This is a genomic window from Vibrio sp. Isolate33 (assembly GCF_022397895.1).
Taxonomy (GTDB): Bacteria; Pseudomonadota; Gammaproteobacteria; order Enterobacterales; family Vibrionaceae; genus Vibrio; species Vibrio pomeroyi.
Window position 1 is genome coordinate 130,029 of the sequence record NZ_JAKEUP010000013.1, and the last position, 25,809, is coordinate 155,837.

Consider the following 25,809-nt stretch of genomic DNA (forward strand, 5'->3'; position numbering starts at 1 on the left):
TAAACCATATAAAAATGGGTAAAACCTATCTCGATAGGTACTGTGATAGATAAGCAAAAGACAACTTATGCTTCCATCCACTGCTTCCAAGCTTGAACTACATGTTCTCTTTCCATTTTAAACTTATCAATCGCCACATCCGCATCTAGGTTGAGTAGATTGCGATGATGGATTTCATCCCTTAGCGTTGTATAGGCGTTGGTCAATGCCATGCCTTGTTGCTCGTCCATGATTCCTTGTGACAACAGGCTTTCAAAGATTCGTACATTGTCACACCAACGAGTCAGTTTTGGCTTTTCATTGCTGTATCGCAGTACTAAGTATTGAGCCAAGAACTCAACATCGGTAATACCACCCGCATCTTGTTTCAGCATGAATCTATCTGCTTTTTTACCACCAAGATGACCGCGCATTTTTTCACGCATATCCACAACAGACTTTTTAAGCGTGGCTTCATCGCGCTCCAAACACAACACATCATGACGTGTCTTGTTGAACGCAGACGCCAACAGGTCATCTCCATAAATCATGCGAGCACGAGTCAGTGCTTGATGCTCCCATGTCCACGCGTCATTGTGCTGGTACTCATCAAAGGCATCGGTCGGGCTAACCAACAAACCTGAAGCACCCGAAGGACGCAGACGAGTATCGACTTCATACAAAATCCCAGAAGCTGTTCTGGTCGAGAATATATGAATAATGCGCTGAGCCAATCTCAGGTAAAATTGGCGTCCATCGATCTCTTTCTTACCATCAGTATAGATATGTACCGGACAGTCGTGCATAAACACAATGTCTAGGTCTGAGTTGTAGCCAAGCTCCCAACCACCGACCTTGCCGTAACCAACAACCGCAAAACCGCGTCCTTCGCGATCTTTCACATAAGTCGGTTCACCGAATTTAGCCGACACCTGCAGCCAAGCTTGGTTAACACCCGCCTCAACAATCGCTTCGGCCAAGTAAGTAAGGTGATCGCTGACCTTCATCACAGGCAGTACTCCCGCAATATCAGCGGCAGCGATTCTCAAAATACAAGTCTGTTTGAACTGACGTAAACCTTCCATCTGCTGTTCCATATCGTCTTCCGGAATACGAGCAAGATAATCACGCAGTTCCGTCTTATAAGACTCCAAAGGCACTGGATTATAGAGCTGCTGAGGGTCGATAAGTTCATCTAACAGAATTGGATAGCGACCAAGCTGCTCCGAGATCATCGGACTAGCGGTACATAAACGCACAAGCTGAGTCAGCGCGGCAGGGTGTTCGTCCAGTAGCTCTAGGTAAGTGGTACGTGTAACGATTTTATGTAGTAGATGAAGCACTCGAGATAAGCCAAACTCTGCATCTTTGGCGGTATACAAAGCTTGGAAGACTTTTGGCATCAATCGATTGAGAACTTCGCGTCCTCGTGGGCCTAGAGTCTTCTTCGCCAAGTCCGCTTTAAACTGGATGATCGTTTTCGCCGCCTCTGGTGGGTTGGCGATAGCAATATCATGCTCTAATACATGTTCAATAACGTCCGGCTTATGCGCCATATCCCACAACTCACTAAAGTGACTCGCAATAGGGTTGGCGTCTTCTTCATCAACCCCAATCAGGTCTTCAAACACTGTGTGTACATTAGCCATGTGAGCGCGAGTTGCAATAATCAAACTATCCCAATCAGAAAACTGCATCGCGACCGCAAGTTGCAGTTGTTCGAACTCCCCATCAGGCAGGGTTTGAGTTTGTTTGTCGGCCATTGCTTGCAGTAGATTTTCAAGGCGACGTAAAAATAGGTAAGCATCACGTAGGTGACCTACCTCTTCTGTTTCTAATAAATGCAGTGACTCGATAGCCGTTAGGGTTTCCAGCAACCCTCGGCCACGAAGGCTTGGTTCACGCCCACCACGAATCAATTGGAAGACTTGCGCGATAAACTCAACTTCACGAATACCACCAGACCCCAGCTTGATGTTGTTTGATAAGCCACGACGGCGTACTTCGCTGCTGATCATAGACTTCATACGACGCAAAGATTGAATCGCACTGAAATCAATATAACGACGGAAAACAAACGGGCGCAGCATCTGGCGAAGCTCTTGATATTCAGGGTACATTTCGCTACCCATCACTCGCGCTTTAACCATGGCATAGCGCTCCCAATCACGCCCCTGCTCTTGGTAGTAATCTTCCAGTGCTGCATAGCTCATTACCAATGGTCCACTCTCTCCGAATGGACGCAGGCGCATGTCGACACGATAACAGAACCCGTCAAAGGTTTGCTGATCGAGCGCCTTGATAATACGTTGCCCTAAACGCGTGAAGAATTGTGCATTGGCAATGCTGCGTCTTGCACCTTGCGTCTCGCCATTTTCAGGGTAAGTAAAAATCAGGTCGATATCAGAAGAGAAATTCAGCTCACCACCACCTAGTTTGCCCATGCCAATAATAAGCATCGGCTGCGCTTCGCCTTGTTCATTACAAGGTGTGCCCCATTCTTTACAACAAATATCGTACTGCCATTGATAGGTCTCGAAGATCATCGCCTCAGCCAGCATCGATAGATGATTCAAGCTTTCCTCTAACTCCCAAGACCCCATGAAGTCACGCCACGCAATATAGGTCATTTCTCGGTTACGGAATTGGCGCAGCACTCGTTGGCCGCTCATCTCATCAGCACAACCAGAAAGTAATTCAGCCAATCGTCCACGATACCCTTCTGCACGTTCTTCGCATGCCAACATCTCAGGCAAGGTCGTAGATAAGATCGTGTCGCGTTGTAAACAATCACCCACAAAACAACTCAAGCCTAATACACGTTTGAGATCTTCAATAAGTGGCTCAGACCAAGTATTAATGGCTTCACTTTGATGTTCTAGCAATTGCTCAAAAGCAGACTGTGAGTGAGTAACGAGTTGAGAAGGCAATGGCATGTTTCTTCCTTGTATAAGCTGCGCGACGAACGTTTGGGTTATCGGTTCTAGTCTTCAATAGCGAGTTTTAAAACTAAAGATAAGTTATACCAAAGTTGGGCCAATAAAAAACGCCCACATTAGCAATGTGGGCGTTTTATCGGTTAACTTATCGAGTTAGACCTTTCTCTCTAGAAAACAAGCTCTAGCAACAAGGATTTAGAGCGCAAAGCTATACTTTAAATTGCTTAATCTTACCGTCGAGTTCTTGCGCGTTGCTTTCCATTAGTTGAGAGGTCTCAAGCAGCTCACCAACCACGACGACAGAGGCTTCAACAAGCTCACGAACATTGGTTAGGTTCACACTCATCTCTTCAGCAACACTGCTCTGTTGGCCTGCAGCGGTTGCGATTTGGAAATTCATGTCATTGATTTGGTTTACTTGGCTTACGATACCATCCAGTTCAGAACCCGCATTGGTCACCAGATCCACACCTTCAGCCGCTTCCACAACACTCTTTTCCATCAGCTCTACCGCAGAGTTCGCACTAGTTTGTAGGTGGCTGATCATGTCTTGAATTTCTACCGTCGCTTGTTGCGTACGTTGTGCAAGGTTACGAACCTCATCAGCAACAACCGCAAAACCACGACCCGCTTCACCAGCACGCGCCGCTTCAATCGCTGCGTTTAGTGCCAGTAAGTTGGTTTGTTCTGAAATACCTTGGATAGTACCCACTACGCTGCCGATTGAATCAACGCGCTCTTCAACTTGGTTTACCGCTGCCGCTGATGCTGCGATATCTGAAGACAGTTCACTCATCTTAGACACAGAGCCCTGAACGAATTTCTGCCCCGTCAATGCTTGGCCTGATGCCTGCTCCGTTAGAGAAGAAGCACTTTGTGCATGTTCAGCAACCGTTTGAACCGTAGAGGTCATCTCACTCATTGCCGTTGCCAGTTGGTCGATCTCATTGAACTCTTCTTGAGCCGACTCTTTGGTTTCAGACATGCTGATGGTCATCACTTCTGTCAAAGCAAACAGTTCATCTGAGGATGCCACCTGAGCTTTAACCATGTCATGCAGTTGAACTCGTGTTTTCTCAAGCTCGCGTGCTACGTCGCCGTATTCATCTTTACAATCCATGTGAATTGGCACTGACAGGTTCTTGTCTGCCATGGTTTTGATTGCATCATTTAGGTATTGAGTTTGGCGCAGCATCACTCGCGCCGCTGCTAATAGAAGAACCACAAACACAATGATCATCAAGGCTGTTTGCCAAACCACTTGAACTAGGTAAGTCTCGTAATGCTGCTGTGCAACTTGCGCATTGTTCGTTACTGCAAGCAATGAATCGTAAAACGTGCTCGCGTCCCACAGTTGCTTCGAAATGATCAAGATAGTGCTGAATATCATCAGCATGACCATTTTTGGAACGAGACGAACGTCAGAGATTACCCTTTCCCACGGCTTGAATGACAGTTTAGTCATTGTCAGTTCTCCATTAACTCTTATATATTGATGGCTTCTATATCCGCGAGATGGCTATTGGAGTCACAGTTCGCGATTTATTTTGAGCCTCGTATGAATGTTAAATAGTATCAAAGACACAACCAAGCCGATGAGCTTATTATCACTGATTCTCTCTTTCTTAGCGTTATTTGTGATCTCTGGCTTGTTGTTTGCGCCGATTGATAAAGAATCGAAACAAGTCCTTATCGGCCTCGATTTTATAATCTGTAGTGTTTTTCTTTTTCAGCTCACGATTGATCTATTCAGATCACAAAACAAGAAAGAATACCTAAAAGTACACTGGATCGATTTCTTAGCAAGCATCCCTATGGTCGAACCGCTTCGTTTCGCTCGCATTTTTCAGATCCTGCGTGTCATTCTCGTTCTGCGCTCAAGTAAACGAGTGTTCAGAGAGCTATTTCGCAACCGTAAAGAAACCACCTTCGCCTCGATCATTCTGCTGTTGGTGATCTTACTGACTATCGGCGCTGGCACGATCTTACTGTTGGAGCACAAAGATCCGAACGCCAACATAACTACGGGTCATGATGCTTTATGGTGGGCGTTTGTGACCATTAGTACTGTAGGCTATGGCGACCATTACCCAGTGACAACTTCCGGTCAGTTAGTGGCTTCGATGGTGATCATCTGTGGGGTGGGTGTATTCGGTATGATCTCAGGTTTGATTACCTCTCTGATTACCTCTCCGACTGATCTTCAAAATCAGCAACGAGAAAACAAAGAGCGCAAGTTAGATAAGATTTTAGAACAGCAACAACTGATACTTGCCCGGCTAGATGCTCTGGAAAAACAAACAAAAAAATAGAGCCGAAGCCCTATTTTCAAATTCATACTTATATTAATAATGGTGTTGAGGTTAGTCTTGCCAGTATGGCTCAACCTCTACACTGATTTGACGTGTCTGTTCCATCGCATGCAGGATAGAGACCTCTTGACGAGCCAACCAGCGCTCTAGCTGAACCTTCTCATCGCCTTCTAACTTCTCAGTTAACGGCTCTAATGTTTTAAGTGCCAGCAAGTCATCAATACCTTGCACCATGTCAGCCCATGGCAGACGGAAGCTATTACGCTCTTCGTCATCGTACAAGCTCGCGAAACCCACACCAGAGTATAGATTGCGCATCAAACGGTATTGCTGATCAATATAGGCTTGGCTGGTCATCACGCGTTCAGGTGGGAAAGCTTCCATCAAGTCCGCCCATGTGCGATCAAGCTGCTTCACCGAAAACCATTCGATACCACGAGCCATTTGCTCACGCGCTTTTTCGTCTAAGAAAGGCTGCCAACCACGAGACAGAATCCAACGGCTCAGGTCTAGCAATAAACCAGTGTAACGAGCCGAACTCAGCAAAGTAAGCAGGTCTTCACGGTCTGGTAGTTGCTCTTGCATCTCTTTCAGCTCAGCCACCAAGAACTTACGCGCATCAAGTTTACGCAGCACATGGCCTTTATCTTCGAGCAAATCTTCGAAGTGGTCATAGCTTTTTAGCCACTCAAGCTCTTGCTCAAGCCACTTTAACTCTTGACGTAAAATCGCACTTGCTCGTCTTGGAACAATGCCGCCATAGATGGTGAAGGTTTGGCGAATAAAACTCAGTGAGTGACTGATCTCATGCAACGCTTCAATCGATTGACGCTCAGTGAAGATCTGCTCGTGATAATGCCAATGAGCGAGAGCATGCTCTAAAGATTGAATGAAACACGATTCAACGGTGTCACTTTTGTCAGTATCAACTAAGGTCAAAGGAGTAACTTCATCTCCTTGATAACCTTGAGCAAGACGATAACCCTTAGCTGCTTTGCTAAGATTACCTAGGCGCATGCCACCTTGCTCGCAGAATTGACGAGACAGTGTAAACAGAGCATCGGTTTGACCGGATTTAAGCTCCAGTTCGACTTCGCAAATTGGCTCTTGCTGGTCACCTGATTCAACAAAGCCTTGATCAAAAGCCACTTCAACTTGGCTACCATCTGGCATACCAATCAACCACTGCTCACGAGTGAAGTTAGTAGAGAACAGAGGTGTAAGCTCAGCTTGCAACGTTTCGATGTCTTTACCTGCTGGCCAAATATCTTCTGGGTGCAGGGCGAGCTTAGGCTCATTGCTGTCATGTTCCGCGTTGTATTCCGGCCTTTGATGCAAGCCAGCAACGACACGTCCAGCGGTCTTTACGGTTTGTACAAATACGTCATCAAAGCGTCGAATGCGCAAGCCAGTATCGTGCTTACGTAGCCAGTTGTCAGGGGTGTCAAAGTAGATGTTACCTAGCTCGCGACAACTGTGCTGAAGTACTTTAGTTTCAGCAATTTTATTGCGTAAAGTCTCTGAAAAATCAGGAGAAACAAAAAACTTCAGTTCTATCTCGGTTTCCATAGTTATACCTTTCTGTGAAGATAGGGACAGGATATTGCCAATTTAAAAACTCGGCAAGTCAGAAATATCGCCCTTATGATGATCTAAAACAGTTTTAATGAGAGATTGATTAGGTTAACATGCGCGACTTTGTAGCCATCGCTTAACATTTCACCATGAATATGGTGTATGTTGTTTTAAGGTTATTATTTATTAGGTTGGATGACCATGCCAGTAAATACAATTATGGGGTTATTTGCAAAGTCCCCAATTAAACCTTTGCAGCGTCACGTAGTATGCGTGAACGAATGTTGTTCTCACCTGGTTAATTTCTTTGAAGTTTCTTCAAAGGGTGACTGGGAAAAAGCAGCTGAAATTCGAGCTCAAATTTCTCACCTTGAGAAAGAAGCTGACGTACTAAAACGTGAAATTCGCCTTAAACTTCCTCGTGGTTTGTTTATGCCAGTTGATCGCACCGATATGTTGGAGCTATTAACGCAGCAAGACAAACTAGCAAACCTAGCGAAAGACATTGCTGGCCGTGTATATGGTCGTCAACTTGTCATTCCTGCTCCTCTACAAGAAAATTTCATCGCTTACGTTAAACGTTGTCTAGATGCAGCGAACCAAGCACAAAACGTAATCAATGAACTAGACGAATTACTTGAAACTGGCTTTAAAGGCCGCGAAGTAACACTCGTTGCTGAAATGATTCATCAATTAGATGTAATTGAAGATGACACGGATGCGATGCAGATCGAATTACGCCAACAATTGATGGCGATCGAAGACGGTCTAAATCCAGTTGATATCATGTTCTTATACAAAATTCTTGAATGGGTTGGTGGTATTGCAGATCAAGCACAGCGTGTAGGCGCTCGTCTTGAAGTAATGCTTTCTCGATCTTAAATCATACGTTAACCATATAACGAAGAGCACTTTTTGAACAAACCACTTATGCGCTGAGTATTTCTCTCGCTGAGCGGTTTTTTGCGTCTAAATTTGCTCCGCTTGTTATCAAACAACTAGGTATTACGATGGATATCCTTGCTAACTACGGCACTGTCCTGATTATTGTTGCAGCAGCTTTCGGTTTCTTGATGGCTATTGGTATTGGTGCAAATGACGTTGCGAACGCAATGGGCACCTCAGTAGGCTCTAAAGCTCTAACCGTTAAACAAGCGATCATTATCGCAATGATCTTTGAATTCGCTGGCGCATATCTTGCCGGTGGCGAAGTTACCGATACGATCCGTAAAGGTGTAATCGAAACATCTCTATTCGCTCATCAACCAGACGTACTTGTGTACGGTATGATGTCTGCACTTCTAGCTGCAGGTACATGGCTACTTCTAGCTTCATACATGGGCTGGCCTGTTTCTACTACTCACTCAATCATCGGTGCAATCATCGGTTTTGCTTGTATCTCTGTAGGTACAGAAGCGGTTGACTGGAACAGTGTTCAAGGCATTGTGGGCAGTTGGATTATCACACCTGTTATTTCCGGCTTCTTTGCTTACGTGATATTTGTGAGTGCGCAGCGACTGATCTTTGATACGGAAAACCCGCTATTCAATGCGAAGCGCTTTGTTCCGGTATACATGTTCATTACTACAATGGTAATTGCACTTGTAACTATCAAGAAAGGTCTTAAGCACGTAGGTCTTCACCTAAGCAACACTGAAGCATGGGTTTGGGCTGCTGGCGTTTCTGCTCTTGTTATGATCGGCGGTTACCTATACATCCAGAAGAAATTCGCTAACCGCGAAGAAGACCACGGCTTTGCTGGCGTTGAAGGTATCTTCTCTGTACTAATGGTTATCACAGCTTGTGCGATGGCTTTCGCACACGGTTCAAACGACGTTGCAAACGCGATTGGTCCACTGTCTGCTGTTGTATCAACGGTTGAGCACATGGGTGAAATCACAGGTAAGAGTACTATCGCATGGTGGATTCTTCCTCTAGGTGGCTTCGGTATCGTTGTTGGTCTTGCAACAATGGGTCATAAAGTAATGGCAACCGTTGGTACTGGTATTACAGAATTAACACCAAGCCGTGGCTTTGCTGCACAACTTGCAACTGCATGTACGGTTGTACTTGCTTCAGGTACTGGCCTTCCAATCTCTACTACACAAACACTTGTTGGTGCTGTATTGGGTGTTGGTTTTGCTCGTGGTATCGCAGCACTGAACTTAGGCGTTGTACGTAATATCGTAGCTTCTTGGATTGTGACACTACCTGCAGGTGCTCTACTTGCTGTTGTGTTCTTCTACGGAATTCAAGCTGCGTTTACTATGTAATCGCGACTGCGTTAGTGATAACTAGCGTCAGAATAGTGTGAGCTTCAGTAACGATATGTAAATGCCATGTCATTATTGACTCAAACGCACAGAAAGGGAGGCTTTGCCTCCCTTCTTTGTTGCACCGCATAAAGAAACTAAATATTATTTGCTAATTGAGGCTGACTCATCCGCCTACCCAATTTGAATCGTTAAGGGATTTACTGTGAAAAAACTGATTAGCTTAGTTTTGTTCGCAATGCTTGCGGCTCCAGCTGCCTTTGCACAAGACCGTTATATTGCTGACAAACTATTTACTTATATGCATTCTGGCCCAAACAATACCTTCCGTATCATCGGTAGTGTTGACGCTGGTGAGAAGATTACATACCTACAAACTAATAAGAGTACGGGGTACACCCAGATTCAAGACAACCGCGGCCGTAAAGGTTGGGTTGAAAGTAAGTTTGTAAGCACTCAAGAAAGCATGGCACTGCGCATGCCTAAACTAGAGAAAGAGCTGACTGAAGTAAAAGGCAAGCTAGCAAACGCTCGTCAAAGTGCTGACAGTGAAAAAGCTGGCCTAGCGAGCTCTTTAGATTCTCGTAACAAGCAAATTGCTGAGCTTGAACAGAACTACAGCGAAATTAGCCAACAGCTAACAAGCTCTCAAACAGAAAACCGTGAACTGCGCGCTAAGCTAGACACGCAGAAAGATGACCTACTACTGAAGTACTTCATGTACGGTGGTGGTGTTGCAGGTATTGGTCTACTTCTAGGCCTTGTTCTACCACACATCATGCCTCGTCGCAGAAAGTCACCAAACGGCTGGGCGTAAGCTAACCGCTTTACTTGCCTTTCAATAAGGTAAATCCAGTAGCGAATATCAAAAAGGAGCACCGAGGTGCTCCTTTTTATTTGTCTTGAATTTCTACTCAGCTACCATGCCAACAGTAACGTCATTAACCTTTCCATTCATACAGTGCAGGGATTTCTATCTTCTGCTGATTGAACTCAATAATCACCGATTGCGGTTTAATCTCGAGTAACTGAATGTCTTGGTCGATCCAGTCCCCTTGCGTCACTTCGTGACCATTCACTTTTACCCAACGCTTGGTTTCACTGCTTGAGTACATGTGAGTCTGTAGATCTAACTTAGGTAGCACTCCAGACAGGCTATTAGTATGCGTTTCTAACTCGATGACCTGTGACCCCATTTGTCCGGCAGGTCTAGAATCCATTGGTTCAGGTGCATTATTTTGTTGCTCACCCATGATGGATTCGAGCTTTAATGCCAAATCAGGTGGTAGCTCGGTCAGATCCAGCCCTTGCAGCAAATCACTGTCCGCTTGTAGGTCAGTATTATCATTCGCATTGGATTGAACCGTTGGTTGGGTTGGTACTGGTTCTGCACTCGCTGTTGTTTGCTGTGTGTTATCGGTATTGGCCATCGCTACTGTTGTTCCACCAGCGGCATTGTTACTTTCTAGCTCAACCTGCGCATACACCTCTTGGCGCGGTAAGGCTTTTAACGTCTTGCTTGTCGGAGCAACACGAACAGCAAACAAGGCATCATCATGTGCAGGCTCGCCTGCTGTTGCTTCACTCTTTGTTCCGGCTTCAACGGTTTGCGGTTCAAGCTCTGGCTCTGCCTTAAGCTTTGACTCTGCCATCACGGCATTAACTGGTTGATTTGCTATGTGTGTCTGTTGCTGGTTATAAGATTGATAGACAAGAACGCCGCCCACCAGCAAAGAAGGAACCAAAATTAGGAGCAGCCCCATCGCTAACGATGAACCTCGTTTGTTGTTCATCCCTTTAGCAGGGCTAGGCACATGATGATTCTGGTAGCCTTTGAAGCTTGGTTTGCTAAGAGAGCGCTGATTCAGAGACGACAGTTTTCCAGAAGAGTGTTTAAGCTCATGCATAATGCGTGACATTAACTTGCCCCTCCTTCCAGTGACATCAACTTCGGGGAATCAAGCTGAGCTAATCTTTGTAATCTTGCTAGCGTGCGCTTACCAGCGATGCCATCGACAGACATCCCTTGCCAAATCTGAAAGGCTTCCACCTTCATTTTTAACTCATTATCAAACACATCACTGCCAGACACCACTTCACCCAAGACTTCTGAAAGCAGTAAATCCAGCATAGCAATCGCCTCACCTTGATAGCCCTCTTTAAGGGTCTCTCTTAACGGCTGTTTCCAAATCGCGACATAGTCGCCTAGCCATACTTGTTCTAACGATTGCTTTGGCATCGCCAGTAGCTTTTCGTTAACGAGCAGTTCGACTGAATCCTCAGACACACCATAAAGAACTGCAAATACAGGCTCTTGGTCTATTTCGAGATTGAGTACCACAGGCACGCCGAGTTCTAACAGAGACGCTAAATCAGAATGATGCTGTTCACACACAAAAACACTCTGTGGCTCACTTAAGCACAAGCCATCACGCAAAGAGGATTGATACCCCCATAGTGTGTAGAGATCTTTAATCGCAAGAGAACGGTTAGTTCCCTGCATCAAGTGTTGTTGGATATGTTGTGGCAGCGCGAACTTGGTTGGCTTAGGTTCAGCAACCAACTTAGGAGCATCGGCTACTAGTGAGCGCTGAGCGTGTGCCAACACCTCTGTTTTAGCTTCACTTTCCGTCTCTGCAGGTAACCATGAATCGATATAGGATGGCGCGAAATTAAAGGTAGCAATGGCAAGACCGACACTTAATGTAGCAATACCTGCATACTGAAACACTTTTGGCGCGACACCGACACCACGTGGTTTCTCGACATGATATACGTCTGCCTGAAAAGCCATAACCTGTTGGCAGGCTCTGCTGACAGTTTCATTACTCGGTAACTGCTCTCCGTCATGAAAAGCCAATTGCAGCGCTTTATCACACACCAAGTTGATCAACCGTGGAATACCATGAGTGTATTGGGCGATCAGCTTAATAGAACGGTTCGAAAACAGCATCTGTTCGCCACCCGCGGTTTCCAAACGAAACGCGATGTACTTGCCGGTTTCTTCCGTGTTAAGAGGCAGTAAGTGATAACGACCAGTAATGCGCTGCGCTAGCTGACGTAGCTGCGTGGTTTGTAGATGTTGCTGCAATTCCGGTTGACCAACCAGCAGCACTTTTAACAGCTTACGACTGTCGGTTTCCAAATTGGTTAGAAGACGCAGTTGCTCCAACACATCGGCAGCGAGGTGTTGAGCTTCATCAATGACCAATAAGGTTTGAATACCGTCTGCATGGCTATCAAGCAGGAAATGATGAATTGCCTGACTCAACTGCTTAAGCGATGCTTGTTCAGGGTAGTCGACCTCAAACTCATCACAGATAGCTTCAAGCAAGTCGGTGTTGGAAAACGTAGGGTTGAGTATAAGGCCAGCTTGAGTCTGATTATCGAGTGAAGACAACATCGCTTTGGCGACGGTTGTTTTACCTGTACCGACCTCACCAGTAAGCATCGCAAAGCCCCCACCCTCGCCTAAACCGGCTTGTAGGTTCTGCATCGCTTCTTGATGACGCTGACTCAAAAACAAATAACGAGAATTTGGTACAATCGAAAATGGCATCTCAACGAAGCCAAAATATTCCTTATACATGTGCTGCCCTATAATTACGATTAATGGAAAGTACCATTGCTTGCCGTAAAGTCCAGCAGTGATAAAACATTTCGAGGTGATAAGTTGCAAATATACGATAGCCTACCAAAAGAGAATGGGCTACAGCGCTATCTAGTCGGTGGGGCGGTGCGCGATAAGCTACTCAATATTGATAGCTATGATAAAGATTGGGTCGTGGTCGGCAGTACCCCTCAACAAATGGAAAGCCTTGGTTTCACTGCGGTGGGTAAAGACTTCCCAGTCTTCCTGCATCCAAAAACCAAGGAGGAGCACGCTCTGGCTCGCACTGAGAGAAAATCAGGCTCTGGTTACACAGGCTTCGAATGTTACTTCGCTCCGGATGTCAGCCTAGAAGAAGATCTGATGCGCCGCGATCTAACGATCAACGCCATAGCTCAAGATGACGAAGGCAACCTGCACGATCCTTACCACGGCCAGCAAGATCTCTCAGATCGTATTCTTAGACACGTATCCGATGCCTTTATTGAAGATCCACTTCGTGTGCTGCGTGTTGCTCGTTTCGCTGCCAAGCTTCACCACCTCAACTTTACGATTGCAGCTGAAACCATGTTGATGATGAGTGAAATCGTTCAATCTGGTGAACTCGCACATCTTACGGCAGAGCGAGTTTGGCAAGAGTGGCATAAGTCTCTTAGCACACCACACCCAGAAGTATTCCTTTCTGTGTTGAAAGAGTGCGGAGCACTCGCGGTTGTTTTGCCAGAGATTGACGCTCTATTTGGTGTCCCTCAGCCTGAGAAATGGCACCCTGAAATCGACACAGGTATTCACACGCTGATGGTGGCTCAACAAGCAGCGTTATTAAGCCCATCGTTACCAGTACGCTTTGCCGCTCAAGTGCATGACTTAGGCAAAGGCGTGACACCAAAAGCCGAATGGCCAAGCCACAAAATGCACTGTCATACAGGCGTGAAGATCATCAAGAAGCTTTGTGAACGAGTAAGAATACCCAATGAATTCAGAGATCTCGCACTGTTAGTGTGTGAGCAGCACTCTAATATTCATCGCGCGGGTGAACTTAAGCCCACGACTTTCCTTAAGGTTTTGAACAAGTTCGATGTTTGGCGTAAACCAGACAGACTCAACGACATTCTTCTATGCTGCCAAGCTGACCACGCTGGTCGTAAAGGTTTAGAAGATCAGCCTTATCCTCAAAAGGCTCGCTTTGAAGCAGCTTACCAAGCGGCACTCCAAGTAGAGGTAAAAGCGATCATTGCCGATGGCTTCCAAGGTAAAGCAATTCGAGAAGAGCAAGAAAAGCGTAGAGCTGCGGCAATTGAAAGCGCTCTAGCAGAACTCGCTAATCAGTAATCTTCTGTACACTAGTAAACACGCATGAAAAAGCCCGCGATTAAGCGGGCTTTTTATTTCAATCTTTACGACGAGACTGTTATCGCGTCTGTTATTGCATCATTAAGAAAGCAAACAGACCACAACCTAGAATTAGGCGGTAGATGACAAATGGTGTCATACCCATGCGAGAGATAAGCTTCAAGAAGAAGTGAATACAGATGTAAGCACTGATGAAAGACACTGCAACGCCCGTTAGCAGAGTGCCAACATGGATTGGGTCACCGCTTGTCACCAACTTAAGACCTAAGTAGCCACCAGCCAAAGTGATGATTGGGATAGACATTAAGAAAGAGAATCGAGCCGCCGCTTCACGAGTAAAGCCAAGGTAAAGCGCTGCAGTAATCGTAGCGCCTGAACGAGACGTGCCCGGGATAATCGCCATTGCTTGAGCAAGACCAATGAACAAGGCTTTTTTCCAACCCGCTTGGTATTCGTCATCACGTAGGCTTGAATTCTTGTCCACCCACCATAAAAGCAGACCAAAGACGATAGTGGTTGTCGCAATCACCCATGCACTACGCAGGTAAAGCTCAACAATGTCTTTCATTAGCAAGCCAAAGATACACGCAGGAATCGTTGCGAGAATGATCATCCACGCCAGCTTCGCTTCTTTGCTGCGATCGCCTTTAAATACCGAACCAAAGAAAGCACTCAACAGAGACACCACTTCTTTGCGGAAATAGATAACCACGGCAGCCAAAGTACCAACATGGACCGCGACATCAAAAGCCAAGCCTTGATCTTCCCAGCCTAAAACAGCAGAAGGGAGGATTAAGTGTGCAGAACTGGAAATAGGTAGAAACTCAGTAAAGCCTTGCACCAACGCCAATATAAACGCTTCAAAATAACTCATTACTTACCTTAAAAATTATAGTTTTATATCTACAACAGAGAGCGAGTCTAATTGCTGCATCTTCTGCCATATTTCACTGACGGTTCGTCCGTCTTGCGGGATCACTCTCGCAGGACAGAGATCATAAAGTGGTTGTGTTACAAAAGGATATTTATAGATATCACTGCGTGGTAATTCTGGTTCGCGCTCAGAAACCACGTCTCCAAACAGCACAATATCAAGATCGAGTTTTCGATCTTGAAGTTTGTGCGCATCTTGAGAGCGACCCCATTTAAACTCAATTTTACGAAGTTGCTGTGAAAATTCAGTCAATGAAAGTGATGTGTCGAGCTCTATCACAAAGTTATAAAACGGGTGGCTATTAAAACCCACAGGCTCACAGTGATAGATTTTAGAGCATTTAAGGTTAATCCCTAACGATTGAAGCTCTGTCCATGCCACCCTTGCATGCTTGTCGCGGTCTATGTTCGTGCCAACACCAACATAGGCTACTGTCATGCTTGGCCTCGTTCAATGATCACGCCAACAGCTTTTGCTTGTGGAACGGCACCCGGCTTCGCTAGGCGGATCTTAATCCAAGGCACAGAGAATTGAGTCATGATTAACTCAGCAACTTCTTCTGCCACACGCTCAACCAATAGGAAGCGACCGTTAGCAATATGATCAAGCACAGCGGTACTCACTGTTGAGTAATCCAAAGCGTCAACCACATCATCACTCTTACCGGCTGGGCGGTTGTCATGAGCCATTTCAATATCAAGCACCAGTTTTTGTTTGATCTCTTGTTCCCAATCGTAAACACCGATCGTTGTAATTACTTCTAGCTGCTCAATGAAAACTTTATCCAGTGCCATGACTTGTCCTTTTAGAGGTCGGATACCCATATTGGGGAAAAAAACGTATTATTTGCGTAATTCGAGATATGATATCAATTACTCTTGGATTGAGCATTATTTTCCCATCGTTAGGCTTATAACCGTTTAAGGACAGACATGACCCCATTGGCACTTATCATGATCATTGCTGCCTACTTACTAGGTTCAATCTCTAGTGCGGTCTTGATATGCCGAGTCTTGAGGCTACCTGATCCAAGAACGGTGGGTTCGAATAATCCTGGAGCAACCAATGTGTTACGTGTCGGCGGTAAAGGTGCTGCCGCATCAGTACTGCTTTGCGACATGCTCAAAGGAACCATTCCTGTCTGGCTTGGCTACTACCTCAAGATCGACCCAATCATCTTAGGCGTTGTTGCCATTGCAGCCTGCCTCGGCCATATGTACCCAATATTCTTCCACTTCAAAGGTGGTAAAGGTGTCGCTACAGCACTTGGCGCTATCGCTCCAATAGGATTCGATCTAACGGGAATGATCATGGCGACGTGGTTAGTGGTCGCGTTTTTGTTTCGTTACTCTTCTTTAGCGGCACTGGTCACCGTACTACTTGCGCCTTTCTACGCTTGGTTAGTCAAACCTCAATACACATTGCCAGTAGCCATGCTGTGCTGTTTGATCGTGTTACGTCACCACCAAAATATCCGCCGCCTACTCGATGGCAGCGAACCAAAACTCGGGCAAAAAAAATCGGCTTAACCTTAATTTAAAGTTAAGCTGACCATTTTGAGCGATAGATAAACTACAGCAGGTGCTTACCTAAAAACTCTTTCAGCATAGTATTTACAAACTCTGGCTGCTCTAGCGAACTAATATGTCCTGCGCCAGGGATCACCACTAATTCACTACCCGAAATACAATCATGCATCAGGTAAGATTCAAGTACTGGGCGTGGCTTATCTTCTTGGCCGACAGCAACCAATACAGGTAGCGCAAAGTTTTCTATCATTTCAATCATGTCACGACGTCCAAACACCATACGACCAATTCGAGCTACTTGCTCTGCTTGCTCGCCCTGTAATGCCGATAACTGCTGAGTAAAACCTTCTACCAAACCTGGCGTGTTAGTTTGTGCGCCATTAGCAAAGAACAACGGCACAACCGCTTCTACAATCGGTTGAGGAACCATCTTAGTTTGAGTGATGATGTCTAACATGTTGAAGTATTTAGCGTGCGCAACTTCTGGCTCTAAACCCACAAAGGTATCCATTAATACCAATGACTGAATTCGCGCGGGTGCTAATTCGGCAAGCTCCGCTCCCCACATACCACCAACCGATAAACCAACAACTGAAAACTTCTCGATGTTTAGGTGATCAAGCAGTGCCAAAACATGTTGAGCGTAATCTTTCAGGTTACGCATTGCACTCGGTGCCGCTTCAGATTCACCATGAGACCAAAGCTCAGGCACAATACAACGGTACTGAGCTTTCAATGCCTCGATCTGTGGCTTCCACATTGCGCTATCCCAAAGGTAGCTGTGACCCAATACAACAACCGGGCCTTCACCTTCGTCTAGGTAAGCCATCGATTGATTATCTACAGTGAACTTGTTCATCTTCTTCCCTAATCTCTATCAGCAATTATTTATCGACATATAGTCGGTAAGCTAGGATATAAAAACGGCCGCACTAGGCGACCGTTTATCGAAACATCTTGATGTATTAAGCAATTGGCTCTAATTGGTCAATCGGCCAACGTGGTGTAGCTTGAACTGAAAGGTCAGCAGTCTCACCATTTTTTAGGCGTTGCATACCCGCATAAGCGATCATTGCACCGTTATCAGTACAGAACTCAGTGCGTGGGTAGTAAACCTCACCACCAATTTTCTTAGCAAGCGCTTCAAGCTCAACACGCAGTTGTTTGTTTGCACTTACACCACCAGCAATCACTATACGTTTCATGCCCGTCTGTTCCAAGGCACGCTTACACTTGATTACCAAGGTGCCACAAACCGCTTCTTGGAATGCGTAAGCAATATCCGCACGAGTTTGATCATCGTTTTCATTGTCACGAATCGTATTCGCTGCAAATGTTTTTAGACCAGAAAAGCTCATGTCTAGGCCCGGACGATCGGTCATAGGACGAGGGAACTTAAAGCGACCTGGCGTGCCTTTCTCTGCTAATCGAGAAAGCAACGGGCCACCTGGGTAATCTAAGCCCATCAGCTTAGCCGTTTTATCAAAGGCTTCACCCGCCGCATCATCAATCGATTCGCCAAGGATCTTGTATTCACCAATACCTTTCACTTCAACCATCATGGTGTGACCGCCAGAAACCAGCAGTGCCACAAATGGGAACGGCGGTGGATTATCTTCTAGCATTGGTGCAAGAAGGTGACCTTCCATGTGGTGAACAGGTACTGCAGGCACACCCCAAGCGTAAGCAATACTGCGACCAATCGTTGCGCCCACAAGCAGTGCGCCAACCAAACCTGGACCAGCCGTGTAAGCCACACCATCAATATCTTTCGATGTTAGGTTAGCTTCCGCTAAAGCGGCTTTAATCAGTGGAATGGTCTTTTTCACGTGGTCACGTGAAGCAAGCTCAGGTACCACACCACCGTAATCGGCGTGCAATTTTACTTGGCTATATAATTGATGAGAAAGCAGCCCCTGCTCATCATCATAAATTGCGATTCCTGTTTCATCACAAGAGGTTTCAATACCAATAATGCGCATAATTTTCTCGGCACGCTTTCGTCTAAAATGGGAAATTAGCGCAATATTACCCTGCCTAAGCTCTTCAAACAAATATTGTACAGACTATAATCGACAAAGTGCTTTACAAAGCTACTGTGATCGGATTAAAATTCCGCACCATTTTTGATCAAGCTGGTTAATGGCCAAACGCGAATAGAGAGTTAGCTCGATGGGTAACTTCTCTGATTTGGTACTGAGTAGCCAGCGATAATGAATAACCCCTGAGGTGAAAGGCATATGCCAATAGTTAAAGTACGTGAAAACGAACCGTTCGACGTTGCACTACGTCGTTTCAAGCGCTCTTGTGAAAAAGCAGGTATCCTTTCTGAAGTTCGCCGTCGCGAGCATTACGAAAAGCCAACTACAGTTCGCAAACGCGCTAAAGCAGCAGCTCAAAAGCGTCACGCTAAGAAGCTAGCTCGCGAAAACGCACGTCGCGTTCGCCTGTACTAATAACTTAATCCATAAGGACTGAGTTATGGCTCTTATTGAACAACTCAAAGAAGAGCAAAAATTAGCGATGAAAGCCAAGGACAAACCGCGCCTTGGCACTATCCGCTTAGCTCTTTCAGCAATTAAGCAACGTGAAGTTGACGAACGGATCACTCTGAACGACGACGACATTCTTGCTGTATTAGTTAAAATGGTTAAGCAACGTCGCGATTCTGTTGCTCAATATGAATCGGCAAATCGTCAAGATCTTGCTGACGTGGAAAAAGCAGAAATTGCTGTACTTGAAGGCTTCATGCCTCAACCGCTAACTGATGAAGAAGTTATTGCACTACTTGATAGCGCAATTGCAGAAGCTCAACCTGCGGGCATGCAAGACATGGGTAAAGTAATGGCTATCTTGAAACCACAAATTCAAGGGCGTGCAGATATGGGTAAAGTTAGTGGTTTAGTTCGTTCTAAACTCGCTTAATCCCAAATCAAATTGCAACAAGCCGTGCAATCCTTCGGAACGCACGGCTTGTTTGTATCTGTAACCTATTCAAACTATTATTATCCACACTCTCAGTTAGTGCATTTTTCTAAGGTTTTATGGCAGGACACATCCCGCGTAGTTTCATCGATGATCTCCTAGCGCGTCTCGACATTGTCGACATTGTGGACGCACGCGTGAAACTTAAGAAAAAAGGCAAAAACTATGGTGCTTGTTGCCCATTCCACAACGAAAAGACCCCTTCTTTTAGCGTAAGCCAAGAAAAACAGTTTTATCACTGCTTTGGTTGTGGCGTACACGGTAATGCTATCGACTTCATTATGGAGTTCGAACGTCTCGATTTTGTTGAAGCCATTGAAGAACTAGCTTCTTACTTAGGGCTCGATGTTCCTAGAGAACAGCGCAGCGGCGAGATATCAACAACACCTAGAGCCAACAGCGAACAAAAACGTAACCTATATGATTTGATGGGCGGCATCAGCCAGTTCTATCGCTCTCAGCTGAAAATATCAGCCAACAAACCAGCGATTGAATACCTAAAGAATCGCGGCCTATCTGGCGAAATCGTCCAGAAGTTTGGCATTGGTTATGTGGCGGATGAGTGGGACTTAGTTCGTAAGAACTTTGGCCAACAGAAAGAAGCCCAAGACATGCTCGTGACTGGCGGCATGTTAATAGAGAACGATAAAGGCAACCGATACGACCGATTCCGTGGACGCGTGATGTTCCCGATTCGTGACCGTCGCGGCCGTGTGATTGGTTTTGGTGGTCGTGTATTAGAAGATGGCACTCCAAAATATCTGAACTCGCCGGAAACGCCTATCTTCCATAAAGGTAAAGAGCTTTACGGCCTTTATGAAGTGTTACAAGCCTACCGTGAACCGCCGCAAGTGCTTGTGGTTGAAGGTTACATGGATGTCGTAGCACTGGCGCAATACGGTGTCGATTATTCAGTGGCATCACTGGGCACTTCAACAACTGGCGACCACATTCAAATGTTGTTCCGCCAAACCAGCACTGTGGTTTGTTGTTACGATGGTGACCGAGCAGGTAAAGAAGCCGCGTGGCGTGCTTTAGAAAATGCTCTTGAGTACCTGAAAACAGGTAACACACTCAAGTTTCTATTCTTGCCAGACGGTGAAGACCCAGATAGCTATATAAGAGAACACGGCAAAGCCGCTTTCGAACAGCTGGTTCATAATGCGACGCCGCTTTCTACTTATTTGTTCGATAACCTGATTGAAATACACAAGTTGAACTTGGGAACAACGGAAGGAAAATCGGCACTGCGTGCACACGCTAGCGCCTTGATTAACAAAATTCCTGACAGTTACTTCCAAGAACTGCTCGAAAAACTGCTCGATGAGCGGACTGGGTTTGATAACCAATTGCGACGTGCGCGAGTTCATACACAGAACCCGACACCTCAACCGCATAAAGAGCTGAAGCGCACTCCAATGCGTGAAGTTATCGCTTTGCTTATCCAAAATCCGAGCTATGCTGATATGGTACCGGATTTATCAAGTGTCAAAGGCTTACAGTTGCCTGGACTAAGTTTATTCGTCGAAGTACTTGATAAATGCCACGAGCATCCCCATATCAACACAGGCCAATTATTAGAGCATTGGCGACACAATAAACATGAGGCTCTTCTGTCTCGTCTCGCGAGCTGGGAAATCCCCCTCGACGAAGACAATCAAGAAGACATATTTTTAGACTCATTGGACAATATACTTGCCCAGTGCGTTGAAAAACAAATTGAAAACCTGCAGGCCAAAGCAAGAAGCGTCGGTTTATCAGCCGAAGAAAAAAGGGAGCTACTAGCTTTAATGCTAGATCTAAAAGCGTAACCCTGTTTGATTAGTCAGCATTTAATAAATTTGTTAACATAATTGGTTTGCATTTGAGAATGCAACGTCCTTCACCAGACCTGAAGTTGGATATCATCTATGGATCAAAATCCGCAGTCACAGCTTAAATTACTTGTTATTAAAGGCAAGGAACAAGGCTATCTGACCTACGCCGAAGTAAACGACCACCTACCTGCAGAAATCGTGGATTCTGAACAGGTAGAAGACATCATTCAAATGATTAACGACATGGGTATCAAGGTAGTTGAAACTGCACCTGATGCTGATGATCTAGCGCTTAATGATGACGATGCCAATATAGATGAAGATGCAGCCGAAGCTGCAGCTGCTGCGCTTTCAAGCGTAGAAAGCGAGATTGGCCGTACTACTGACCCAGTTCGTATGTACATGCGTGAAATGGGTACGGTTGAACTACTGACTCGTGAAGGCGAAATCGACATTGCGAAACGTATTGAAGATGGTATCAATACGGTTCAACTTTCTGTTGCTGAGTACCCAGGCACTATTCCATACATCTTGGAACAGTTTGACCGCGTACAAGCAGAAGAGATTCGCTTAACAGACCTAATCAATGGCTTTGTTGACCCAGATGACGATGGCACTGCTGCGCCAACGGCAACTCACATCGGTTCAGAACTTGCTGAAACTGATCTGGAAGACGAAGACAAAGAAGACGCTGAAGACGACGAGGAAGAGGAAGAAGAAGATACAGGTATTGATCCTGAGCTTGCTCTTGAGAAGTTCACAGCACTTCGTACTAGCTACCAGAATCGTCAACTAGCGATCAACGAGTACGGCCATGAAAGCCCGAAAGCTATGCTTGCAACGACAATGATGCAAGACGTATTCAAAGAGTTCCGTCTAACACCGAAACAGTTTGATTACCTAGTAAACGAACTGCGTAACTCTATGGATCGCGTACGTACTCAAGAACGCCTAATCATGCGTCAAACGGTTGAGTACGGCAAAATGCCGAAGAAATCTTTCATTGCTCTATTTACTGGCAACGAATCTAGCGAAGCATGGTTGGATGAAGTTCTTGCTTCTGACAAGCCATACGCAGAAAAGATCAAACGTAACGAGAACGATATTCGTCGCTCAATCCAAAAACTGGATATGATCGAGAAAGAGACATCTCTTACTGTTCAAAGCATTAAAGACATCAGCCGTCGTATGTCTATCGGTGAAGCGAAAGCTCGTCGTGCGAAGAAAGAAATGGTTGAAGCGAACTTACGTCTAGTAATCTCGATTGCTAAGAAGTACACAAACCGTGGTCTACAATTCCTGGATCTAATCCAAGAAGGTAACATCGGCCTGATGAAAGCCGTTGATAAGTTTGAATACCGTCGTGGTTACAAGTTCTCTACTTACGCTACTTGGTGGATCCGTCAAGCAATCACTCGTTCGATTGCCGACCAAGCCCGTACTATCCGTATTCCGGTTCACATGATCGAAACGATCAACAAACTAAACCGTATCTCTCGTCAAATGCTACAAGAGATGGGTCGTGAACCACTTCCGGAAGAATTGGCTGAGCGCATGCAAATGCCTGAAGACAAGATCCGTAAAGTACTGAAAATCGCTAAAGAGCCAATCTCAATGGAGACACCAATCGGTGATGACGAAGATTCGCACCTAGGTGATTTCATCGAGGATACAACGCTAGAACTGCCTCTAGACTCTGCAACAGCAACAAGCCTACGCGGTGCAACGAAAGACGTTCTTGCTGGCCTAACACCTCGTGAAGCTAAAGTACTGCGTATGCGTTTCGGTATCGACATGAACACTGACCACACTCTTGAAGAAGTTGGTAAGCAGTTCGATGTAACTCGTGAACGTATTCGTCAGATTGAAGCAAAAGCACTGCGTAAACTTCGTCACCCAAGCCGCTCAGAAACTCTGCGTAGCTTCCTAGACGAGTAATCACACACTCAAGTGTGGTTAGCTTTTAAGCATAAATAAGAAAAGGTGAGCGTTGGCTCACCTTTTTTTTATCCGTGTGATTTAAGTGGCTAAGATGTAAGCGGAATTGCCCCTTATAGTGTCTAGACACCACTGAATGCTTCCCCTATAATCTATGCCCTACGGCCCCTTAGCTCAGTGGTTAGAGCGCACGACTCATAATCGTTCGGTCCCCAGTTCAAATCTGGGAGGGGCCACCAAATTAGAAAAGCCAGAACAGTTCACACTGCTCTGGCTTTTTGCTTTTCTGAAACAGCACAAACCACGCCCTGTACTTCCTAACGATTACGAATCATCCCGCACACAACTCCAATTGTCTCTCTGTGACTAAGCTTACTTTTCTTTTATGGAAAAATCGGCAATATAAATGTTCACAAATTACTCAATTGTTCAGGGAAGATACATGAAAGACGAAACGCTCTCGATTCACTTCGGCTACGAAACCGATCCAACGACCAAATCGGTAGCAACACCTATCTATCAAACCGTCGCGTATGAATTCGATGATGCACAACACGGCGCCGATCTCTTTAACCTTGCAGTGCCAGGTAATATCTATACTCGCATAATGAACCCGACCAATGATGTGTTAGAAAAACGCATGGCTGCCTTAGAAGGTGGTATTGCAGGTTTAGTGGTTAGTGCGGGCAGTGCTGCGATTAATTACGCGATTCAAACCTTGGCACAAATCGGTGACAACATCGTCTCAACACCTCAACTTTATGGTGGGACTTACACCCTATTTGCTCACATGCTGCCAAACCAAGGGATTGAAGTTCGCTTTGCTAAAGACGACAAACCAGAAAGCTTAGCGGCGCTGATCGATGAGAAAACCAAGGCGGTTTACTGTGAAAGTATTGGTAACCCAGCAGGTAATATTATCGACTTAGAACGTGTCGCAGAGCTTGCTCACGCACAAGGTGTGCCTGTGATCGTCGATAACACAGTCGCGACTCCAGTGCTTTGTAAGCCTATCGATTTTGGTGCTGACATCGTGGTTCATTCACTCACCAAGTACGTTGGTGGCCACGGTACAACCTTAGGTGGCGTGATTGTCGACTCAGGTAAATTTCCATGGGCAGAACATAAAGATCGCTTCCCTGTGTTTAATCAGCCTGAGCCTTCTTACCATGGTGTGGTTTATACTGAAGCCTTTGGTGAGGCTGCGTTTATCGGTCGTGCTAGAACGGTTCCACTACGCAATACAGGCGCCGCACTGTCGCCAATGAATGCCTTCATGCTGATGCAAGGCTTGGAAACTCTGTCGCTACGCATGGAGCGACACACAGAGAACGCATTAAAAGTGGCAGAATACCTCAGCCAACATGAGAAAGTCAGCTGGGTAAGCTACGCTGGCTTGCCTAGTTCAGAATTCTACCCGCTCGCTGAAAAGTACATGCAAGGTAAGCCATCGGCTATTTTATCTTTTGGTTTAAAGGATGGTTATGAAGCCGGTGTTCGCTTCTACGACGCGCTACAAATCTTCAAGCGCCTAGTGAACATTGGCGACGCCAAGTCTCTTGCTTGTCACCCTGCTTCTACGACACACCGTCAATTAAGCGAAGCGGAACAAAAACAAGCAGGTGTATCACCAGAGATGATTCGCTTATCAGTAGGCATTGAGCACATCGAAGATATCTTGGCTGACTTAGGGCAAGCCCTTAACGCTTAATCAAGGTTGCGACACCAAGAGATTAAAGCGCCAAGTGCCCTGTAGCTTCAAAAAGTAACAGATATAAAAATGTATGGTCCGCCCCGTTATTGCAACTACAATTAAGTAATAACGGAGTTGGTTTGCGCTAATGTATTCGGAGTCCTTGTTGGGAGCACTAGCTTCCCAGCTCCAMGATGATATCCGCGCCAGATTATCCTTAAAAAGCCCAAAGCATTGATTGCTATTTTTTGTGTCAGGTTCTTAATCTGGCCGATTGACCGTTTTTGTCATCACGTTCATTGGCGTTGCAAACTTGGTTATAGCTAAACAGCCTTAAAAGCTNCCGCGCCAGATTATCCTTAAAAAGCCCAAAGCATTGATTGCTATTTTTTGTGTCAGGTTCTTAATCTGGCCGATTGACCGTTTTTGTCATCACGTTCATTGGCGTTGCAAACTTGGTTATAGCTAAACAGCCTTAAAAGCTTGGCGGTGATATAACACCGCCCAAGCTATCCTTACTAGCTTGTTGGCTAATGCGACTACCACTACATTAAATGGTTTGGTGGCTCGTAGGCTCACAAGCCACTCTCCAAACACTTTCCCTGTCGTCTCTAGTCTAGAGAGTACAGCTCTTGCCCCATGGACAAACAGAGTTCTGAGGTGTTTATTCCCTCGTTTACTCATACCAAGTAGTTTGGTCTTTCCTCCCGTTGAGAATTGCCTTGGCACAAGCCCCAACCAAGCCGCCATCTCACGGCCATTGGTAAAGTTACTCGGAGAGCTTACATCGGCAATACACAATGTGGAGGTAAGATCGCCAATCCCAGGGATAGTTTTTAATAATTGAGCACTTTCATTATTATTAACAATAG

22 protein-coding genes and 1 tRNA gene are annotated in these 25,809 nt (G+C 45.6%); 12 read left to right on the forward strand and 11 right to left on the reverse strand.

Annotated features, from left to right (window positions below):
- Window positions 1-65: 65 nt before the first annotated feature.
- The gene (glnE, locus tag L1D37_RS17420; RefSeq protein ID WP_239848591.1) at window positions 66-2,915 is read right to left on the reverse strand and encodes a bifunctional [glutamate--ammonia ligase]-adenylyl-L-tyrosine phosphorylase/[glutamate--ammonia-ligase] adenylyltransferase; all 2,850 of its coding nucleotides are present in this window, start codon (window positions 2,913-2,915) and stop codon (window positions 66-68) included.
- A gap of 211 nt (window positions 2,916-3,126) precedes the next feature.
- Complete coding sequence (locus tag L1D37_RS17425; protein WP_239848592.1) at window positions 3,127-4,383, reverse strand: methyl-accepting chemotaxis protein; 1,257 nt, start codon at window positions 4,381-4,383, stop codon at window positions 3,127-3,129.
- A gap of 97 nt (window positions 4,384-4,480) precedes the next feature.
- Here L1D37_RS17425 and L1D37_RS17430 point away from each other — a divergent pair, with 97 nt between their 5' ends.
- The gene (locus L1D37_RS17430) at window positions 4,481-5,230 is read left to right on the forward strand and encodes a potassium channel family protein (protein WP_239848593.1); all 750 of its coding nucleotides are present in this window, start codon (window positions 4,481-4,483) and stop codon (window positions 5,228-5,230) included.
- Window positions 5,231-5,281: 51 nt separating this feature from the next.
- On the opposite strand, the gene L1D37_RS17435 is transcribed toward L1D37_RS17430, so the two are convergent.
- Complete coding sequence (locus tag L1D37_RS17435; protein ID WP_017629375.1) at window positions 5,282-6,799, reverse strand: inorganic triphosphatase; 1,518 nt, start codon at window positions 6,797-6,799, stop codon at window positions 5,282-5,284.
- Window positions 6,800-7,006: 207 nt separating this feature from the next.
- Between L1D37_RS17435 and L1D37_RS17440 the strand changes: the two genes are divergently transcribed.
- From L1D37_RS17440 to L1D37_RS17450, 3 genes are all read left to right on the forward strand, one after another.
- Window positions 7,007-7,687 carry a TIGR00153 family protein gene (locus L1D37_RS17440; protein ID WP_017629376.1) on the forward strand — a complete coding sequence of 227 codons (681 nt, stop codon included), beginning with the start codon at window positions 7,007-7,009 and terminating at the stop codon, window positions 7,685-7,687.
- 128 nt (window positions 7,688-7,815) lie between these two features.
- Window positions 7,816-9,078 carry an inorganic phosphate transporter gene (locus L1D37_RS17445; RefSeq protein WP_017061418.1) on the forward strand — a complete coding sequence of 421 codons (1,263 nt, stop codon included), beginning with the start codon at window positions 7,816-7,818 and terminating at the stop codon, window positions 9,076-9,078.
- Window positions 9,079-9,283: 205 nt separating this feature from the next.
- Window positions 9,284-9,895: a TIGR04211 family SH3 domain-containing protein gene (locus tag L1D37_RS17450; protein ID WP_017629377.1), complete on the forward strand. Its 612-nt coding sequence runs from the start codon at window positions 9,284-9,286 to the stop codon at window positions 9,893-9,895.
- A gap of 124 nt (window positions 9,896-10,019) precedes the next feature.
- Here the strand turns inward: L1D37_RS17450 and L1D37_RS17455 are convergent, their stop codons facing one another.
- Window positions 10,020-10,997, reverse strand: a complete 978-nt coding sequence (locus L1D37_RS17455) for a general secretion pathway protein GspB (protein WP_239848594.1) — start codon at window positions 10,995-10,997, stop codon at window positions 10,020-10,022.
- Window positions 10,997-12,667: an AAA family ATPase gene (locus L1D37_RS17460; RefSeq protein WP_239848595.1), complete on the reverse strand. Its 1,671-nt coding sequence runs from the start codon at window positions 12,665-12,667 to the stop codon at window positions 10,997-10,999. Before L1D37_RS17460 ends, L1D37_RS17455 begins: the two co-directional genes overlap by 1 nt.
- A gap of 36 nt (window positions 12,668-12,703) precedes the next feature.
- Here L1D37_RS17460 and L1D37_RS17465 point away from each other — a divergent pair, with 36 nt between their 5' ends.
- Complete coding sequence (locus L1D37_RS17465; protein WP_239848596.1) at window positions 12,704-14,020, forward strand: multifunctional CCA addition/repair protein; 1,317 nt, start codon at window positions 12,704-12,706, stop codon at window positions 14,018-14,020.
- Window positions 14,021-14,111: 91 nt separating this feature from the next.
- On the opposite strand, the gene L1D37_RS17470 is transcribed toward L1D37_RS17465, so the two are convergent.
- Genes L1D37_RS17470 through folB form a run of 3 tightly spaced genes read right to left on the reverse strand, consistent with a single transcriptional unit; the run spans window position 14,112 to window position 15,769 of the window.
- Window positions 14,112-14,915, reverse strand: a complete 804-nt coding sequence (locus tag L1D37_RS17470; RefSeq protein WP_239848597.1) for an undecaprenyl-diphosphate phosphatase — start codon at window positions 14,913-14,915, stop codon at window positions 14,112-14,114.
- Window positions 14,916-14,930: 15 nt separating this feature from the next.
- Window positions 14,931-15,413, reverse strand: a complete 483-nt coding sequence (gene folK / locus L1D37_RS17475; protein ID WP_123287345.1) for a 2-amino-4-hydroxy-6-hydroxymethyldihydropteridine diphosphokinase — start codon at window positions 15,411-15,413, stop codon at window positions 14,931-14,933.
- Complete coding sequence (gene folB, locus L1D37_RS17480) at window positions 15,410-15,769, reverse strand: dihydroneopterin aldolase (RefSeq protein WP_004735969.1); 360 nt, start codon at window positions 15,767-15,769, stop codon at window positions 15,410-15,412. Before folB ends, folK begins: the two co-directional genes overlap by 4 nt.
- Window positions 15,770-15,907: 138 nt before the next feature.
- Between folB and plsY the strand changes: the two genes are divergently transcribed.
- Complete coding sequence (plsY, locus tag L1D37_RS17485; RefSeq protein ID WP_017629384.1) at window positions 15,908-16,504, forward strand: glycerol-3-phosphate 1-O-acyltransferase PlsY; 597 nt, start codon at window positions 15,908-15,910, stop codon at window positions 16,502-16,504.
- Between the two features lie 43 nt (window positions 16,505-16,547).
- Here the strand turns inward: plsY and L1D37_RS17490 are convergent, their stop codons facing one another.
- Window positions 16,548-17,363 carry an alpha/beta fold hydrolase gene (locus tag L1D37_RS17490; RefSeq protein WP_239848598.1) on the reverse strand — a complete coding sequence of 272 codons (816 nt, stop codon included), beginning with the start codon at window positions 17,361-17,363 and terminating at the stop codon, window positions 16,548-16,550.
- Between the two features lie 106 nt (window positions 17,364-17,469).
- On the reverse strand, window positions 17,470-18,486 hold the full coding sequence (gene tsaD / locus L1D37_RS17495) for a tRNA (adenosine(37)-N6)-threonylcarbamoyltransferase complex transferase subunit TsaD (RefSeq protein ID WP_123284137.1): 1,017 nt from the start codon (window positions 18,484-18,486) through the stop codon (window positions 17,470-17,472).
- 258 nt (window positions 18,487-18,744) lie between these two features.
- Here tsaD and rpsU point away from each other — a divergent pair, with 258 nt between their 5' ends.
- The 6 genes from rpsU (at window position 18,745) to L1D37_RS17525 (ending at window position 24,955) form a co-directional block, all read left to right on the forward strand.
- On the forward strand, window positions 18,745-18,960 hold the full coding sequence (gene rpsU / locus L1D37_RS17500) for a 30S ribosomal protein S21 (RefSeq protein ID WP_004396009.1): 216 nt from the start codon (window positions 18,745-18,747) through the stop codon (window positions 18,958-18,960).
- A gap of 25 nt (window positions 18,961-18,985) precedes the next feature.
- Window positions 18,986-19,429 carry a GatB/YqeY domain-containing protein gene (locus L1D37_RS17505; protein ID WP_123326438.1) on the forward strand — a complete coding sequence of 148 codons (444 nt, stop codon included), beginning with the start codon at window positions 18,986-18,988 and terminating at the stop codon, window positions 19,427-19,429.
- 119 nt (window positions 19,430-19,548) lie between these two features.
- Complete coding sequence (gene dnaG / locus L1D37_RS17510; protein WP_176680876.1) at window positions 19,549-21,300, forward strand: DNA primase; 1,752 nt, start codon at window positions 19,549-19,551, stop codon at window positions 21,298-21,300.
- Between the two features lie 99 nt (window positions 21,301-21,399).
- On the forward strand, window positions 21,400-23,244 hold the full coding sequence (rpoD, locus tag L1D37_RS17515) for an RNA polymerase sigma factor RpoD (protein ID WP_017629389.1): 1,845 nt from the start codon (window positions 21,400-21,402) through the stop codon (window positions 23,242-23,244).
- 163 nt (window positions 23,245-23,407) lie between these two features.
- Window positions 23,408-23,483: transfer RNA gene (locus L1D37_RS17520), tRNA-Ile, on the forward strand.
- Between the two features lie 203 nt (window positions 23,484-23,686).
- Window positions 23,687-24,955, forward strand: coding sequence for an O-acetylhomoserine aminocarboxypropyltransferase/cysteine synthase (locus tag L1D37_RS17525; protein ID WP_239848599.1), 1,269 nt, complete (start codon window positions 23,687-23,689; stop codon window positions 24,953-24,955).
- Window positions 24,956-25,402: 447 nt separating this feature from the next.
- On the opposite strand, the gene L1D37_RS17530 is transcribed toward L1D37_RS17525, so the two are convergent.
- The coding region (locus L1D37_RS17530; RefSeq protein WP_239848600.1) for a transposase at window positions 25,403-25,809 on the reverse strand (407 nt) is incomplete at its 5' end.

Coding starts and splice junctions, on each gene's coding strand:
- tsaD (WP_123284137.1), bottom strand. CDS start 18,486: ATGCGCATTATTGGTATTGAAACCTCTTGTGATGAAACAGGAATCGCA.
- folB (WP_004735969.1), bottom strand. CDS start 15,769: ATGGCACTGGATAAAGTTTTCATTGAGCAGCTAGAAGTAATTACAACG.
- glnE (WP_239848591.1), bottom strand. CDS start 2,915: ATGCCATTGCCTTCTCAACTCGTTACTCACTCACAGTCTGCTTTTGAG.
- L1D37_RS17430 (WP_239848593.1), top strand. CDS start 4,481: ATGTTAAATAGTATCAAAGACACAACCAAGCCGATGAGCTTATTATCA.
- L1D37_RS17435 (WP_017629375.1), bottom strand. CDS start 6,799: ATGGAAACCGAGATAGAACTGAAGTTTTTTGTTTCTCCTGATTTTTCA.
- L1D37_RS17490 (WP_239848598.1), bottom strand. CDS start 17,363: ATGAACAAGTTCACTGTAGATAATCAATCGATGGCTTACCTAGACGAA.
- folK (WP_123287345.1), bottom strand. CDS start 15,413: ATGACAGTAGCCTATGTTGGTGTTGGCACGAACATAGACCGCGACAAG.
- rpsU (WP_004396009.1), top strand. CDS start 18,745: ATGCCAATAGTTAAAGTACGTGAAAACGAACCGTTCGACGTTGCACTA.
- L1D37_RS17440 (WP_017629376.1), top strand. CDS start 7,007: ATGCCAGTAAATACAATTATGGGGTTATTTGCAAAGTCCCCAATTAAA.
- plsY (WP_017629384.1), top strand. CDS start 15,908: ATGACCCCATTGGCACTTATCATGATCATTGCTGCCTACTTACTAGGT.
- L1D37_RS17470 (WP_239848597.1), bottom strand. CDS start 14,915: ATGAGTTATTTTGAAGCGTTTATATTGGCGTTGGTGCAAGGCTTTACT.
- L1D37_RS17505 (WP_123326438.1), top strand. CDS start 18,986: ATGGCTCTTATTGAACAACTCAAAGAAGAGCAAAAATTAGCGATGAAA.
- L1D37_RS17445 (WP_017061418.1), top strand. CDS start 7,816: ATGGATATCCTTGCTAACTACGGCACTGTCCTGATTATTGTTGCAGCA.
- L1D37_RS17460 (WP_239848595.1), bottom strand. CDS start 12,667: ATGTATAAGGAATATTTTGGCTTCGTTGAGATGCCATTTTCGATTGTA.
- L1D37_RS17455 (WP_239848594.1), bottom strand. CDS start 10,997: ATGTCACGCATTATGCATGAGCTTAAACACTCTTCTGGAAAACTGTCG.
- dnaG (WP_176680876.1), top strand. CDS start 19,549: ATGGCAGGACACATCCCGCGTAGTTTCATCGATGATCTCCTAGCGCGT.
- rpoD (WP_017629389.1), top strand. CDS start 21,400: ATGGATCAAAATCCGCAGTCACAGCTTAAATTACTTGTTATTAAAGGC.
- L1D37_RS17425 (WP_239848592.1), bottom strand. CDS start 4,383: ATGACTAAACTGTCATTCAAGCCGTGGGAAAGGGTAATCTCTGACGTT.
- L1D37_RS17525 (WP_239848599.1), top strand. CDS start 23,687: ATGAAAGACGAAACGCTCTCGATTCACTTCGGCTACGAAACCGATCCA.